A 15,153-nucleotide genomic window follows, 5' to 3' on the forward strand; every position below is an offset into this window, starting at 1 on the left:
GGCCGAACTGCTGCGCGGGGAGGGAGTGGCGGTGCTCTCCGTGCCCGGCGGTGGGGAGCCCAGCGTGGAGGAGATGCTCGGCCTGATCACCGAGCGCGCGGTCGGCCACGTCACGATCCTGCCCGCCGACCCGAGGCTGACCGCGGCCGCGGACGCCACCGCGGGCCATCCGATGATCGGCGACCGCGAGGTGGTGGTGATCCCGTGCGCCTCCCCGGTGCAGGTGCTGGCCGCGCTCGCCGTGCACGATCCCGCACGGCGTGCCAACGACGACGTGGTGGCGATGGCGGAAGCGGCCGCGGCGACCCGGCGCGGCGAGCTCGTCCTCGCCGAGGAGGAGTCGATAACCTGGGTGGGGCGTGCCCACCCGGGTGACCTGATCGGCTTCGTGGACGGCGAGGTGGTGCTCGTCGAACCGGCCGCGAAGCGGGATCTGGTGGCCACCGGCATGGCCGTGCTGGACCGGATGCTGGCCGCCGGGGGCGAGCTGGTCACCGTGCTGACGGGGGCGAGTGCCCCGGAAGGGGTGGCGCGGCGCCTGGCCGAGGAGTTGCGCGAGGCGCGCCCGGAGATCGAGTTCGTGAGCTACCCGGGTGGCCAGGCCGAGGCCGTGCTGCTGATCGGCGTGGAATGAGGCGGAACAGGGGCAGTGTGAACCGATGACTGTGCTGGGCGACAAGCTGACATCGCTGCTCGGCCGCAAGACGGCGACGGCGCTGGCCGGGGCGCTGGACCTCCACACGGTCGGCGACCTGCTCCGGCATTACCCGCGCCGCTACGCCGAGCGCGGTGAGCTGACCGACATCGCCGGGCTGGAGATCGGTGAGCACGCCACGGTGCTGGCTCGCATCGAAAAGGCCACCAAGCGCCAGATGCGGAACAAGCCGGGCTGGCTACTGGAGTTGGTCATCACCGACGGGCAGCGCCGGCTCCAGTGCGCCTTCTTCGGCAAGGTGCACCAGCACGAGCGGCAGCTCAGGGTGGGCAAGACGGGGCTGTTCGCCGGGAAGGTCACCGCCTTCCGCAACGAGCTGCAGCTGGCCAACCCCGAGTACCAGATGTTCGAGGACGAGCAGGGCGCGTCCACAATGGACGAATTCCTCGGCGCGCTCATCCCGGTCTACCCGGCCGCGGCGGGGATGCCGTCGTGGTCGATCGCCCGCTGCGTCCGGCAGGTGCTGGACACTTTGGAGCGTGAAGAGGACCCGGTGCCCGCGGCGCTGCTGGCGCGCTACGGCCTGGTGGACCTGTTCGACGCGCTGCACGGCATCCACCGCCCGCAGGACTGGGCCGCGCTGGAGGCGGCGCGCGAGCGTCTCAAGTGGGACGAGGCGCTGGCCCTCCAGCTGATCTTCGCGCAACGCCGGCATTCGGCGGTGTCGCGGCCGGCGCCCGCCTGCCCCCGTAAACCCGGTGGGCTCCTCGAGTCCTTCGACGGCAGGCTGCCGTTCACCCTCACCGAGGGGCAGCGCGAGGTCGGCGAGCACATCGCCGAGGACCTTTCCGGCGTGCACCCGATGAACCGGTTGCTGCAGGGCGAGGTCGGCAGCGGCAAGACGGTGGTGGCCCTGCGGGCGATGCTGCAGGTCGTGGACGCGGGCAGGCAGGCGGCCCTGCTCGCGCCGACCGAGGTGCTGGCCGCGCAGCACGCCCGGTCGCTGCGCGAAATGCTCGGCGAGCTGGGCCGGGCCGGGGAGCTCGGGGCGGCGGAGCAGGCCACCGGGATCACGCTGCTGACCGGGTCGATGACGGCGAAGGAGCGCAAACAGGCCCTGCTGGACGCGGCTTCCGGCGCGGCGGGCATCGTGGTGGGCACGCACGCGCTCATCCAGGACTCGGTGTCCTTCGCGGATCTGGGCTTCGTCGTGGTGGACGAGCAGCACCGGTTCGGGGTGGAGCAGCGGGACGCGCTACGGTCGCGCGGCGCGAACGAGACCAGCCCGCACGTGCTGGTCATGACGGCCACGCCGATTCCCCGTACGGTCGCGATGACGGTCTACGGCGACCTGGAGACCTCGTCGCTGCGGGAGATGCCCGCGGGCCGCTCGCCGATCTCCACCACCGTGGTGCCGGTGACGGAGAAGCCGAGCTGGCTGAACCGGGTGTGGCAGCGCGTCGCCGAGGAGGTCGCCAAGGGGCACCAGGCCTACGTGGTGTGCCCGCGCATCGGGGACGAGCCGCCGTCCAACGGCAACGGGGGCGACAAGCGGCCCCCGCTGGCGGTGCTCGACGTGGCGGCCGAGCTGGAGGCGGGGCCGTTGGCCGGGTTGCGGCTCGGGATCCTGCACGGCCGCCTTCCCGCCGACGAGAAGGACGAGATCATGCGGGCCTTCGCCGCCGGAAAGCTCGACGTGCTGCTGGCCACGACGGTGATCGAGGTCGGCGTGAACGTGCCGAACGCGACCGCCATGGTGATCATGGACGCGGACCGGTTCGGCGTCAGCCAGCTCCACCAGTTGCGCGGGCGGGTCGGCCGCGGTTCCGTGCCGGGGCTGTGCCTGCTGGTGACCGAGGCGTTCGACGGCACTTCCACACGGGAACGCCTGGCCGCGGTGGAGTCCACGACGGACGGTTTCGAGCTGTCACGGCTGGATCTGGAGCTGCGGCGGGAGGGCGACATCCTCGGCTCGGCCCAGTCGGGCAAGCGGTCGGGCCTCAAGCTCCTTTCCCTGCTGCGGGACGAGGAACTGATCGCCGAGGCCCGGGCGCGGGCGCAGGAGATCGTCGCGGGCGACCCGGGGCTGGCCGGGCACGCGGGGCTGGCGGGCATGGTGTCCGCGGTGATCGACGACGAGCGCGCGGAGTACCTCGACAAGTCCTGACACGCCATGGCCGGATCGGGCCCGCCCACGCTTTGTATCCGTCCCGCTGCGGTGAGTGCGCTCCCGGTGTGCGCGAGGGGGCCGCTTTCCGCTGTTTTCCGCCTCCTGCCTGTGGATTCGTCCTCGTCCGGCTCGCCCTACGGGCCGTCGCCGTGCTGGAATGGTGGTGCCCTCGATCGGGATCGCGCCGGAGTGATCCCGGTCATGATGTCCCAGGGAATGGGACAAAACGCCCGCTTCGCGGGATCAGCAAGGTAACGTCACGCCTCCAACCGATCCGACATCCGAGGAAGGACCGGGCATGTTCCGGAAGGTACTCGTCGCCAACCGTGGTGAGATCGCCATCCGCGCCTTCCGCGCCGGCTATGAGCTGGGCGCGGGAACGGTGGCGGTGTTCCCCTACGAGGATCGCAACTCCTTGCACCGGCTGAAGGCCGACGAGGCCTACGAGATCGGCGAACCCGGTCATCCCGTGCGGGCCTACCTGTCCGTGGAGGAGATCGTGGGCGCCGCGCGCAAGGCCGGGGCCGACGCGGTGTACCCGGGCTACGGATTCCTGAGCGAGAATCCCGATCTGGCCCGCGCCTGCGCCGAGGCAGGCATCACCTTCATCGGCCCGAGTGCGGAAATCCTGGAGCTGACCGGGAACAAGGCCCGCGCGGTGGCGGCGGCCCGCGAGGCCGGCGTGCCGGTGCTGGGTTCGTCGCGGCCTTCGGCCGATGTGGACGAACTGGTCGACGCGGCGGAGGAGATCGGCTTCCCGGTCTTCGTCAAGGCGGTGGCGGGCGGTGGCGGGCGCGGCATGCGCCGGGTGGACAACCCGGCGAACCTGCGGGAGTCCATCGAAGCCGCCGCGCGCGAGGCCGAATCGGCCTTCGGCGACCCGACGGTGTTCCTGGAGAAGGCGGTCATCGATCCGCGGCACATCGAGGTGCAGATCCTGGCGGACGGCGAGGGGAACGTCATCCACCTCTTCGAACGCGACTGCTCGGTGCAGCGGCGGCACCAGAAGGTGATCGAGCTGGCCCCGGCGCCCAACCTCGATCCGGCGCTGCGCCAGAGGATCTGCGACGACGCGGTCGCGTTCGCGCGCAGGATCGGGTACCGCAACGCGGGTACCGTCGAATTCCTGCTCGACCGCGAAGGCAACCACGTCTTCATCGAAATGAACCCGCGCATCCAGGTCGAGCACACGGTGACCGAGGAGGTCACCGACGTCGATCTGGTGCAGGCGCAGATGCGCATCGCCTCCGGGGAGACGCTGGCCGATCTCGGACTGTCGCAGGACAAGATCTACCTGCGGGGCGCGGCGCTGCAGTGCCGCATCACCACCGAGGACCCGGCGAACGGGTTCCGCCCGGACACCGGGATGATCAGCGCCTACCGCTCGCCCGGCGGTTCGGGCATCCGGCTCGACGGCGGCACCGCCTTCGCCGGGACCGAGATCAGCGCGCACTTCGACTCGATGCTGGTGAAGCTGACCTGCCGGGGCCGTGACTTCGCCACCGCGATCCGCCGCGCGCGCCGTGCCGTCGCCGAGTTCCGCATTCGCGGCGTGGCCACGAACATCCCGTTCCTGCAGGCGGTGCTCGACGATCCGGACTTCCAGGCCGGCCGCGTGACCACCTCGTTCATCGAACAGCGTCCGCACCTGCTCACCGCGCGGCACTCCGCCGACCGGGGCACCCGCCTGCTGACCTACCTGGCCGACGTGACGGTGAACCGGCCCCACGGCGAGCGTCCGCACCTGATCGACCCGGCGAGCAAGCTGCCGAAGATCCCGCAGGGCGCCCCGCCCGCCGGTTCGAAGCAGAAGCTGGCCGAACTCGGGCCGGAGGGTTTCGCCCGCTGGATCCGGGAATCGGCGACCGTGGGCGTCACCGACACCACCTTCCGCGACGCGCACCAGTCCCTGCTGGCGACCCGCGTGCGCACGAAGGACCTGCTGGCCGTCGCGCCGGTCGTGGCGCACACCGCGCCACAACTGCTGTCGCTGGAGTGCTGGGGCGGCGCGACCTACGACGTGGCGCTGCGGTTCCTCGCCGAGGATCCGTGGGAGCGGCTGGCGCGGCTGCGTGAGGCGGTGCCGAACATCTGCCTGCAGATGCTGCTGCGCGGCCGGAACACCGTGGGCTACACGCCTTATCCGACCGAGGTGACCAGCGCCTTCGTCGAGGAGGCCACGAAGACCGGGATCGACATCTTCCGGATCTTCGACGCGCTCAACGACGTCGAGCAGATGCGCCCGGCGATCGACGCGGTGCGCGAAACCGGGACGGCGGTCGCCGAGGTGGCGCTGTGCTACACCTCGGACCTGTCCGACCCGGGCGAGAAGCTGTACACAGTGGACTACTACCTCAAGCTGGCCGAACAGATCGTGGGCGCGGGCGCCCACGTGCTGGCCATCAAGGACATGGCGGGCCTGCTGCGGGCTCCGGCCGCGGCGAAGCTGGTCACCGCGCTGCGCAAGGAGTTCGACCTGCCGGTGCACATCCACACGCACGACACCGCGGGCGGTCAGCTGGCCACCTACCTGGCGGCCATCAACGCGGGCGCGGACGCGGTGGACGGTGCGGTGGCCTCGATGGCGGGCACCACCTCGCAGCCCTCGCTATCGGCGATCGTGGCGGCCACCGACCATTCGGAGCGGCCGACCGGGCTGAGCCTGCGGGCGATCGGGGACCTCGAGCCGTACTGGGAGATCGTGCGCAAGATCTACGCGCCGTTCGAGGCGGGACTGGCCTCGCCCACCGGGCGCGTGTACGACCACGAGATCCCGGGCGGCCAGCTGTCGAACCTGCGCACGCAGGCGCGGGCGCTGGGGCTGGGCGACCGGTTCGAGGACATCGAGGCGATGTACGCCGCGGCCGACCGCATCCTCGGCCACCTGGTCAAGGTCACCCCTTCGTCCAAAGTGGTCGGTGACCTCGCGCTGCATCTGGTCGGGGCCGGGGTTTCCCCGGAGCGGTTCGAGGAGGAGCCCAACAAGTTCGACATCCCCGACTCGGTGATCGGCTTCCTGCGCGGCGAGCTGGGCGACCCGCCGGGGGGCTGGCCGGAGCCGTTCCGCACCAGGGCGCTGCAGGGCCGTGCCGCGCCGAAGCCGGTGGCCGAGCTGTCCACAGAGGACCGCGAGGCACTGGCGGGCGATCGGCGCGCCACGCTGAACCGCCTGCTGTTCCCCGGGCCCACGAAGGAGTTCCGGACGCACCGCGAAGCCTTCGGGGACACCAGCGTGCTGCCGAGCAAGGACTTCTTCTACGGGCTGCGCCCCGGGGAGGAGTACTCGGTCGACCTGGAGCCCGGTGTGCGCCTGCTCATCGAGCTCGAAGCGATCGGTGAGGCGGACGAACGCGGCATGCGCACCGTGATGGCGACGCTGAACGGCCAGTTGCGGCCGATCCAGGTGCGGGACCGCTCGGTGGCCTCCGACCTGCCCACCGCCGAGAAGGCCGACAAGACCAACCCGAAGCACGTCGCCGCCCCGTTCGCCGGAGTGGTGACGCTGTCGGTGGCCGAGGGCGACGCGGTGGAGGCCGGTGCCACGGTGGCCACCATCGAGGCGATGAAGATGGAGGCCGCCATCACCGCGCCGTCCGCGGGCAGGGTCGGCAGGCTGGCCATCAACGCCGTCCAGCAGGTCGAAGGCGGGGACCTGCTGCTCGTGCTGGAGTAACCAGCCGCCACGGCGATGCCGGAGGGCCCGGGTGCGCGTGCCGCGCCCGGGCCCTCCCCTTTTTTCCGGCCGTTGACCCGGGTGGGGGAATGCGTCGGAGATCACCGGTGCTTATGCGGCACTTCGGGCGAATCCCTTTACACGGCCCGGCGTAAAACCCGCATGAGTGCTTGAATGAAGTGCGTGGACACCTCGCGCAACGCTGCGGGTGCCGTGCACGCCCTGGTGCGTGCGGTGCTGGGCAGCGAGATTCCGCTCATGATCCGGTGCTGGGACGGCAGCGAGGCCGGCCCGCCGGACGCTCCGGTCCGGCTCGTCCTGCGACGGCGGCGCGCGCTGCGCCGTCTGCTGTGGGCGCCCAGCGAACTGGGGCTCGCCCGGGCCTACGTCTCCGGCGACCTCGACGTCGAAACCGATTTCTTCGAAAGCCTGTCGCATCTCGAACGGATCATCGGGGACCGCTCGGGGCCGTGGAAGGTGGACGCCACCACCAAACGGGAGATGCTCCGGGCGGGCCTGCGACTGGGGGTGCTCGGCCTGCCACCGAGGCCGCCCGCCGAGGAGATCCGGCTCGGGGGCCGTCGGCATTCCCGCGGCCGTGACGCGCGGGCGATCAGCCACCACTACGACGTCGGCAACGACTTCTACCGCCTCGTGCTCGGGCCGTCCATGACGTATTCGTGTGCGGTGTGGGATGACGGGGCGAAAACCCTGGAGGACGCGCAGACCGCGAAGGTCGACCTGGTCGCCCGCAAGCTCGGGCTGCGGGAGGGGATGCGCGTGCTCGACGTCGGCTGCGGCTGGGGCGCCTTCGTCATCCACGCCGCCCGCGAGTACGGCGTCCGCGCCGTCGGAATCACGCTTTCCCAGTCGCAGGCGGAGTTCGCGCGCAAACGGGTCGCCGAGGAGGGCCTGTCCGACCGGGTCGAGATCCGCGTACAGGACTACCGCGAAGTCCGGGACGGGCCCTACGACGCGATCGCCAGCATCGGCATGGCCGAGCACGTCGGGGAAGCCATGCTGCCCACCTACGCGAGCGCGCTGTATGCGTTGCTGCGCCCCGAGGGCAGGCTGCTCAACCACGCGATCTCGCGCAAGGCGGGGATTCCGGGCAACCTGGGCCGCACCTCGTTCATCAACCGCTACGTCTTCCCCGACGGGGAGCTCGAACCGCTCACGGTGATGGTCGGCGCCATCGAGGAGAGCGGATTCGAGGTGCGGGACGTGGAATCCCTGCGCGAGCACTACGCGCTCACGCTGCGCGCGTGGGTGGCCAACCTCGAAGCCTCCTGGGCGGAGGCGGTGCGCCTCACCAGCGAAGGCCGCGCGCGGGTCTGGCGGCTCTACATGGCCGCCTGCGCGCTGACCTTCGAGCGCGGCTCCATCGGTATCAACCAGGTGCTCGCGGTCAAACCGGGCGCCCAGGGCGCTTCCGGCATGCCCCGCACCCGCACCGCCCTGCTGTCCTGACCCGGAGGTGCCGTGAAGGGTCCCTTCACAGGCGTATCGACTGTGAAGGGACCCTTCACGGCTGTCTCCGACAGGGGGTAGCGCCGGCGGTCAGTGCAGCAGGTCGGCGACGAGTTCGTAGGAGCGGACGCGGTCGGCGTGGCCGTGCACCATCGTGGTGATGACGAGTTCGTCGGCACCGGTGTCGGACACCAGCTTCTCCAGCCCCTTACGCACGGTCTCCGGCGAGCCGATGATGTTGCTGCCGAAGCGTTCCTGGAGGAACTGCCGGTCGAGATCGGTGTAGGGGTACTCGGCCGCCTCTTCCGGCGTGGGCAGCGGGATCGGCCTGCCGCGCCGCAGGCTCAGGAAGGTCAGGCCGCTCGGTCCGGCCAGCCATTCGGCCCGCTCGTCCGTCTCGGCGCAGATCACCGCCGCCCCGAGCATCAGGTACGGCTTCTCCAGGGTCTCCGAAGGCCGGAACGACTCGCGGTACAACCGCACCGCGGGCAACGTGTTCTGCGCGCTGAAGTGGTGCGCGAAGGCGAAGGGCAGGCCGAGCGCACCGGCCAGCTGCGCACTGAACCCGCTGGACCCCAGCAGCCAGAACGGCGGCTTGTGGCCCACCGCCGGGAAGGCGTTGACCGCGCGGTGTTCGTCCGGTTCGAAGTAGGCCATCAGCTCGCCGAGCTGCTGCGGGAAATCCTCCGCGCCCAGCGCGGCCATCGAACCCCGCACCGCCAGCGCGGTGCGCTGGTCGGTGCCCGGCGCGCGGCCGATGCCGAGGTCGATGCGGCCCGGGTGGAACGCCTCCAGCATGCCGAACTGCTCGGCCACGATCAGCGGGGAATGGTTGGGCAGCATGATCCCGCCGGAACCCACCCTGATCCGTTCCGTCGCCGAAGCCACGTGCCCGATCAGCACCGCCGTCGCCGAACTGGCGATCCCGGGCATGTTGTGGTGTTCGGCCAGCCAGTACCGGTGGTAGCCAAGGCGTTCGGTCTGGCGGGCGAGGTCGAGGGTGTTGCGCAGCGCGGTACCCGCGTCTCCGTCGGCCGGGATCGGCGACAGGTCGAGTACGGACAGCTTGACATCGGTCAGGGAGCTCACCCTTCGGGCAACGCCCCCGCCCCCGGCAACCTTCCCGGCCGCGGCCGGGAAGGGGCGCGAACCACGTCGAAATACCGCTCAGAGCCAGTCGCGGTCCGAGGCGACCACGGTGAGCTGCTGCGTGGCACGGGTCAGCGCGACGTAGAGCACACGACGGCCGGTGGTGGACTCGGTGATCAGCTCGGTCGGCTCGACGAGGACCACCGCGTCGTACTCCAGGCCCTTCGAGTCGAGGCTGCCGACGATCTTGAGCCGCTCGTCGGCCTGCGCCGCCAGCCAGCCCCGCACCTCGGGCACCCGGTCCATCGCGCAGATCACCCCGACGGTGCCCTCGACCGCGTCGAGCAGTTCCTTGGCCGCGGTCTGCACCGAGCTTTCCACCCCGGTCCGCTCCACCACGCGCACCTCGGGCTCGAGCCCGGTGGTCCGGACCGCCTTTGGCAACTCTCCGTCCTCCGCGTGCCCGGCGACCACGCGCGCGGCGAGATCGAAGATCTCCGCCGAGTTCCGGTAGTTGGTGCGCAGCGTGTAGCGGCGCCGGGGAGTGCGGGCCCCGAAGGCCTGGTCGCGGGCCTGTGCCGCCTCCGCCGGGTCGGGCCACGAACTCTGCACCGGGTCGCCGACGACGGTCCAGCTCGCGTACTTGCCGCGACGCCCGATCATGCGCCACTGCATGGGGGAAAGGTCCTGCGACTCGTCGACCACGATGTGCGAGTACTCGTCGTAGTGCTCCGGGCGGTGCGTGCCGTGCCCGTCCGAGCCCCGCGCGGGCGGTGCGGCGTCGAGTTCGATCTGCTGGGGGCGGCGGCGCCGCTTCGGCGGCGGGCCGACGAGCACGCGCAGCTCGTCGAGCAGGGCCACGTCGGCGACCGACCAGTCCCGGTCGCGCCCGGCGAGCGACGCGGCCAGCAGGTCCACCTCGTCGCGGGACAGCACGCCCCTGGCGGCCCGGGTGAGCCGGGCCGGATCGCCGAGCCAGCGCAGGATTTCCGCCGGGTAGAGCACCGGCCACCACACCACAAGGAAGCGGTGGAAGTCGATCCGCTCGCCGAGTTCGATGATCAGTTCGGCGCGGTCGATCGTCCGGCCGTCGGTGCGCGCGTTTTCCTCCGCGCGGTCGGCCAGCGCTTCCAGAAGCGTTTCCGCCGCCCGCACCCGGGAGCGGTTCGGCGGCCCGCCGTGGCCGTGCACCTTGCGGCGCACCTTGTCCAGCTCCTTGCGGCCCAGCTTCAGGACCTCGCCCTTGTAGACGATGCGCATCTCGTCGGGCGCCCCCGGCGGCGTGTCGCGCAGGGCCTTGCCCAGCACCTTGCGCATCCGCAGCGACCCCTTGATCGCCGCCAGCGGGGCCGGGTCCTGCCGGGTGGCGGCGATGCCGTCGAGCACCTCGCCGAGCGCGCGGAGTTCCACGTTCGTCTCGCCCATCGAGGGCAGCACGCGCGAGATGTAGCTGGTGAACACCCCGGACGGGCCGAGCACGAACACCCCGGCGCCGCCGAGCTGGCGGCGGTACCGGTAGAGCAGGTAGGCGGCCCGGTGCAGGGCCACCGCGGTCTTGCCGGTGCCCGGCCCGCCGGTGATCTCGGTGACCCCGCGCCAGGGCGCGCGGATGACCTCGTCCTGCTCGCGCTGGATGGTGGCCACGATGTCGCGCATCTTCTCGCCGCGGGACCGGCCCAGCGCGGCCATCAGCGCGCCCTCGCCGACGATCTGCATGTCCTCGGGGACGGCGTCGGCGATCAGCACGTCGTCGTCGACGTCGAGCACGGTCTGCCCGGAGCAGCGGATGACGCGGCGGCGCACCACCTCCATCGGCTCCTCGGCGGTGGCCTGGTAGAAGGCGGCGGCCGCGGGGGCGCGCCAGTCGGTGACCAGGTTGTCGAACTCCGCGTCCCGGATGCCCAGCCTGCCCACGTAGATCTTTTCGCTGCTGGTGTGGTCCAGCCTGCCGAAGACCAGGCCCTCGTACTCGGCGTCCAGCGTCTGGAGGGTCTGGTTGGCGTGGAAGACCATCATGTCGCGTTCGAAGAGCATCGACGCCTGCTCGAACACGGCTTCACGCTGGGCGCCGTGCCCGATCTCGTAGCCCTTGGCGCGCATCGCTTCCGCCTGGGACCGCAACTCGGCGAGACGGGTGTAGACGCGGTCGACGTGGCTCTGCTCGATGGCGATCTCGGCCCGTCTGACCCGAGGTTCCGACACGCACCGCTCCTACAGCTTGGTCGCCGGCAACAGGAAGAACGACTTTACGCGCGCCCGCGAATCGCTTCACCAGGTCCCGGCGGAAAACACGGTGCTGAGAGGATGGACCGCGTGACCAGGATCGTCGCGGGCGCCGCCGGTGGCAGGCGGCTGAAGGTGCCGCCGCAGGGCACCAGGCCCACTTCCGAACGCGTGCGCGAAGCGCTGTTCAACGCGCTGGAAGCGGCCGGTGAGCTGCGGGGTTCCCGCGTGCTGGACCTCTACGCCGGGTCCGGCGCACTGGGCTTGGAGGCGTTGTCCCGCGGTGCGGCCGAGGCGGTGTTCGTCGAATCGGACCGCCGCGCCGTGCAGGTGCTGCGGGGCAATGTGGCGGAACTCGCCCTGGGCGGCGTGGTGCTCGCCACGTCCGTGGACAGCGCGCTGGCGCAGGCCCCGGAACGGCCGTTCGACCTGGTGCTGGCCGATCCGCCCTACGCGGTGGACGGCGCCCGCCTCGGTGTGATGTTGACCGCGCTGGCCGCGGGCGGCTGGGTCGCGCCGGACGGGCTGGTGATCATCGAACGGGCCGCGCGGGACGGGGAACCGGACTGGCCTGCCGGTTTCGAGCCGTTCCGCGTGATGCGGCACGGCGACACGGCGTTGTACTGGGCCGAGTACGTCACTTCGCCGGGCCGCGCCGGGTGAGGGCAGGGTAACGTCCGCGCCATGCGGCGTGCGGTGTGTCCCGGCTCCTACGACCCGGCGACCAATGGTCATCTGGACATCATCGAGCGGGCTTCCAAGCTCTTCGACGAAGTCGTCGTGGCCGTGATGATCAACAAGAACAAGCAGGGCCTGTTCACCATCGAAGAGCGCCTCGAGATGCTGCGGGAGGTCACCGGCGACCTGCCCAACGTCCGGGTGGACTCCTGGCACGGGCTGCTGGTCGACTACTGCCGCGAACACGGCATCGCGGCCATCGCCAAGGGCCTGCGCTCGGTCAGCGACTTCGACTACGAGTTGCAGATGGCGCAGATGAACCGGGAGCTGTCCGGGGTGGAGACCCTGCTGATGTCGAACAACCCGGTCTACGGCTTCGTGTCGAGCTCGCTGGTCAAGGAGATCGCCACCTACGGCGGCGACGTGAAGAACCTGGTGCCGGGCGCGGTCTTCGAGCGGCTCACCGCGAAACTCGCGCACCGCGACGCCTGACCCCTTCCCGGAAGGCCCTCACCCACCCGCTTCGCGGCTGACACGCCCGGGGGCAGGTTCCGTGGCCTTTGCGCCGGGAAGCGGCAGACTGGAGCCCGCATGGGGCAGGGCCAGGCGAGGGAGTTGCCGTGTACCGGGTGTTCGAGGCTCTCGACGAGCTCGTCACGATCGTGGAAGAGGCACGCGGAGTGCCGATGACGTCGAGCTGCGTCGTACCCCGCGGGGACATGCTCGAGCTGCTCGACGACGTGCGGGACGCCTTGCCGCAGGAGGTCGACGACGCGCAGGACGTGCTCGACAAGCGTGACGAGCTGATCCACAAGGCCCGCGTCGAGGCCGAAGACACCGTCGACAGTGCCAACGCCGAGGCCGAGCGCACGCTGGCCGAGGCCAACGAGGAGGCCCGCCGGCTGCTGGCCGACGCACAGGCCCGGGCCGAGAAGATCCTCGGCGACGCGCACGACGAGGCCGAACGCATGATCGCCGCGGGCCAGGCCGAGTACCAGAACCTCGTCGAGCGCTCCCGTGCCGAATCCGAACGGATGATCCAGGCCGGGCGCGAGGCCTACGAGCGGGCGATCGAGGACGGGCGGCACGAGCAGGCTCGCCTCGTTTCGCAGACGGAGGTCGTGCAGGCGGCCCACGCGGAGTCGGCGCGCATCGTCGACGAGGCCCACATCGAGGCCGACCGGCAGCGCGCCGAATGCGACGCCTATGTCGACGGCAAGCTCGCGGAGTTCTCCGAACTGCTGGCCACCACGCTGCGGACGGTGGACACGGGCCGCAACCACCTGCGCCCCCAGCCCGGTCTCGGCGGCCGCAGCAAGCTCTACGACTTCCAGGCCTGACCGGTCGCCGCTCCGGCGGCATGGGCGCGCGCGCCTGGGCTAGGCTGGTAAGGCCATGGCTGAAGACAAGATTCCCCTCGACACCCGCAATCCCTGGGTGATCGACACCCGCGAACTGGGGCGCCGCGCGGGCCTGAGCCGCACCGTGCACCGGAAGGTCCCGGTGACCACCGAGCTCGGTGTGCCGGACGTCATCGTCGTGCCCTCGGGCGCGGAGATCGAGCTCGACCTGCTGCTGGAGTCGGTCGTGGAGGGCGTGCTGGTCAGCGGCACGGCCGTCGCGCCGACCGCCGGGCAGTGCTCGCGGTGCCTTGACCCGATCGAGGGCCAGGTGGAGATCGAGCTCACCGAGCTGTTCGCGTACCCCGATTCGGCCACCGAGGCGACCACGGACGAGGACGAAATCGCGCGCCTGGTGGACGACCGCATCGATCTGGAGCCCGTGGTCCGCGACGCACTGGTCCTCGCGCTTCCGCAGGTGCCGCTGTGCGACGAAGACTGCGCCGGACTGTGCCAGGAATGCGGTGGGAAGTGGGCCGATCTCGAGCCCGGACACGGGCATGAGACCATAGACCCTCGGTGGGCCGCGCTGGTCGAGCGTTTCGATGATTCTCCGGCGAGTGGCCCGGGCCGGGAAGCTTGACGGGCAGCAGCCCGAAAGCACGTAAGCAGGCTCGCGGTAGCGAGCGAACCTTGACGAGGAGATGTAGTCGTGGCCGTCCCGAAGCGGAAGATGTCGCGAGCCAACACGCGCACCCGCCGGTCGTCGTGGAAAGCGGCCCCGGTTGTCCTGGTGCCGTGTTCCAACCGCGCCTGCCGGCAGCCGAAGCCGCAGCACGTGGCCTGCCCGACCTGTGGCCAGTACGGCGGTCGTCAGGTCGTAGAGCCCGCCTGAGGTTGACCGAGATGGGGGGTAAGTCGAAGCCGGGACCGGCGACCGACCCAACACCACTACTCGAAGCGCTCGGCGTCTCTCTCGACGCCGAGCTGCTCACCCTCGCCCTGACACACCGCTCCTACGCCTACGAGAACGGCGGCCTGCCGCCGAACGAACGGCTGGAGTTCCTCGGCGACGCCGTGCTCGGGCTCGTTGTCACCGATCACCTCTACCGCACGCACCCCGAGCTGCCGGAAGGCCAGCTCGCGAAGCTGCGGGCCAGCGTGGTGAACATGCACGCCCTGGCCGGGGTCGCGCGCGGCCTCGGCGACGGCGGGCTCGGTGCCCACCTGCTGCTGGGCAAGGGTGAGGAGCTCACCGGCGGCCGGGACAAGGCCAGCATCCTGGCCGACGGCCTCGAGGCCGTCATCGGCGCGGTGTTCCTGCAGCACGGCATTGAAGCGGGCCGCGGACTGGTGCACCGGCTGTTCGACGGGCTGCTGGCGGAGGCGCCGCTGCGGGGCGCCGGGCTCGACTGGAAGACCAGCCTGCAGGAGCTCACCGCTTCCGCCGGGCTCGGTGTGCCCGAGTACAAGGTCGAGGACACCGGTCCGGACCACCGCAAGGAGTTCAGCGCCACGGTGCTCGTCGGCGGCCGCGATCTGGGCCACGGCGACGGCACCACGAAGAAGGAAGCCGAGCAGAAGGCGGCCGAGAGCGCCTGGCGGCAGCTGAGCGAGGAGCTCAACCCCGCGAACGGCACCGAAGGCACGAAATCCGCTTAGCGGCTTAGTGGCCACGACCACCAAACAGGGCCGTGAGGGTTCCCCTCACGGCCCTGTTTGCTGGGGCTCCGGCAAAGTCCGGTCCGCTCGGCGCTGCCCGGCGAGTCCCACGCTCGTGTGTCTGTGCCCCACCCTCCGGCGCGTGTGTCCCACGCTCGCGCGGTGTTGGGCGCCGTGAGGGGTCCCCTCACAG

At 70.9% G+C, this 15,153-nt stretch carries 11 protein-coding genes and 1 pseudogene; 10 read left to right on the forward strand and 2 right to left on the reverse strand.

Features of this window, described 5'->3' with window-relative positions; translation table 11 throughout:
- From FNH05_RS15175 to FNH05_RS15190, 4 genes and pseudogenes are all read left to right on the forward strand, one after another.
- A pseudogene (locus FNH05_RS15175) lies at positions 1 to 634 on the forward strand (DAK2 domain-containing protein); the annotation flags it as partial.
- A gap of 25 nt (positions 635 to 659) precedes the next feature.
- Complete coding sequence (gene recG, locus FNH05_RS15180; RefSeq protein ID WP_144588661.1) at positions 660 to 2,822, forward strand: ATP-dependent DNA helicase RecG; 2,163 nt, start codon at positions 660 to 662, stop codon at positions 2,820 to 2,822.
- 301 nt (positions 2,823 to 3,123) lie between these two features.
- Positions 3,124 to 6,498, forward strand: a complete 3,375-nt coding sequence (locus tag FNH05_RS15185) for a pyruvate carboxylase (protein ID WP_144588663.1) — start codon at positions 3,124 to 3,126, stop codon at positions 6,496 to 6,498.
- A 258-nt stretch (positions 6,499 to 6,756) separates the two neighbouring features.
- Positions 6,757 to 7,968 (forward strand): SAM-dependent methyltransferase, encoded by a 1,212-nt coding sequence (locus FNH05_RS15190; protein ID WP_246127753.1) that lies wholly within the window; start codon positions 6,757 to 6,759, stop codon positions 7,966 to 7,968.
- A 90-nt stretch (positions 7,969 to 8,058) separates the two neighbouring features.
- On the opposite strand, the gene FNH05_RS15195 is transcribed toward FNH05_RS15190, so the two are convergent.
- Complete coding sequence (locus FNH05_RS15195; RefSeq protein WP_144588667.1) at positions 8,059 to 9,057, reverse strand: LLM class flavin-dependent oxidoreductase; 999 nt, start codon at positions 9,055 to 9,057, stop codon at positions 8,059 to 8,061.
- Positions 9,058 to 9,135: 78 nt separating this feature from the next.
- Complete coding sequence (locus FNH05_RS15200) at positions 9,136 to 11,259, reverse strand: HelD family protein (protein ID WP_144588670.1); 2,124 nt, start codon at positions 11,257 to 11,259, stop codon at positions 9,136 to 9,138.
- Positions 11,260 to 11,370: 111 nt separating this feature from the next.
- Between FNH05_RS15200 and rsmD the strand changes: the two genes are divergently transcribed.
- From rsmD to rnc, 6 genes are all read left to right on the forward strand, one after another.
- Positions 11,371 to 11,943 carry a 16S rRNA (guanine(966)-N(2))-methyltransferase RsmD gene (gene rsmD, locus FNH05_RS15205; RefSeq protein WP_186382556.1) on the forward strand — a complete coding sequence of 191 codons (573 nt, stop codon included), beginning with the start codon at positions 11,371 to 11,373 and terminating at the stop codon, positions 11,941 to 11,943.
- A gap of 21 nt (positions 11,944 to 11,964) precedes the next feature.
- Positions 11,965 to 12,450: a pantetheine-phosphate adenylyltransferase gene (gene coaD / locus FNH05_RS15210; protein ID WP_144588674.1), complete on the forward strand. Its 486-nt coding sequence runs from the start codon at positions 11,965 to 11,967 to the stop codon at positions 12,448 to 12,450.
- A 128-nt stretch (positions 12,451 to 12,578) separates the two neighbouring features.
- Entirely contained in the window at positions 12,579 to 13,298 is a 720-nt protein-coding gene (locus tag FNH05_RS15215; protein ID WP_144588676.1) for a DivIVA domain-containing protein, read from the forward strand.
- A gap of 55 nt (positions 13,299 to 13,353) precedes the next feature.
- Positions 13,354 to 13,941, forward strand: coding sequence for a YceD family protein (locus FNH05_RS15220; protein WP_144588678.1), 588 nt, complete (start codon positions 13,354 to 13,356; stop codon positions 13,939 to 13,941).
- 69 nt (positions 13,942 to 14,010) lie between these two features.
- Positions 14,011 to 14,193: a 50S ribosomal protein L32 gene (rpmF, locus tag FNH05_RS15225; RefSeq protein WP_144588680.1), complete on the forward strand. Its 183-nt coding sequence runs from the start codon at positions 14,011 to 14,013 to the stop codon at positions 14,191 to 14,193.
- A gap of 11 nt (positions 14,194 to 14,204) precedes the next feature.
- Complete coding sequence (rnc, locus tag FNH05_RS15230) at positions 14,205 to 14,960, forward strand: ribonuclease III (RefSeq protein WP_144588682.1); 756 nt, start codon at positions 14,205 to 14,207, stop codon at positions 14,958 to 14,960.
- The last annotated feature ends 193 nt before the right edge of the window (positions 14,961 to 15,153 follow it).

Origin of the sequence: Amycolatopsis rhizosphaerae, assembly GCF_007713715.1 — a bacterium.
Classification (GTDB): domain Bacteria; phylum Actinomycetota; class Actinomycetes; order Mycobacteriales; family Pseudonocardiaceae; genus Amycolatopsis_E; species Amycolatopsis_E rhizosphaerae.

Coding starts and splice junctions, on each gene's coding strand:
- FNH05_RS15185 (WP_144588663.1), top strand. CDS start 3,124: ATGTTCCGGAAGGTACTCGTCGCCAACCGTGGTGAGATCGCCATCCGC.
- coaD (WP_144588674.1), top strand. CDS start 11,965: ATGCGGCGTGCGGTGTGTCCCGGCTCCTACGACCCGGCGACCAATGGT.
- FNH05_RS15190 (WP_246127753.1), top strand. CDS start 6,757: ATGATCCGGTGCTGGGACGGCAGCGAGGCCGGCCCGCCGGACGCTCCG.
- recG (WP_144588661.1), top strand. CDS start 660: ATGACTGTGCTGGGCGACAAGCTGACATCGCTGCTCGGCCGCAAGACG.
- FNH05_RS15220 (WP_144588678.1), top strand. CDS start 13,354: ATGGCTGAAGACAAGATTCCCCTCGACACCCGCAATCCCTGGGTGATC.
- rnc (WP_144588682.1), top strand. CDS start 14,205: ATGGGGGGTAAGTCGAAGCCGGGACCGGCGACCGACCCAACACCACTA.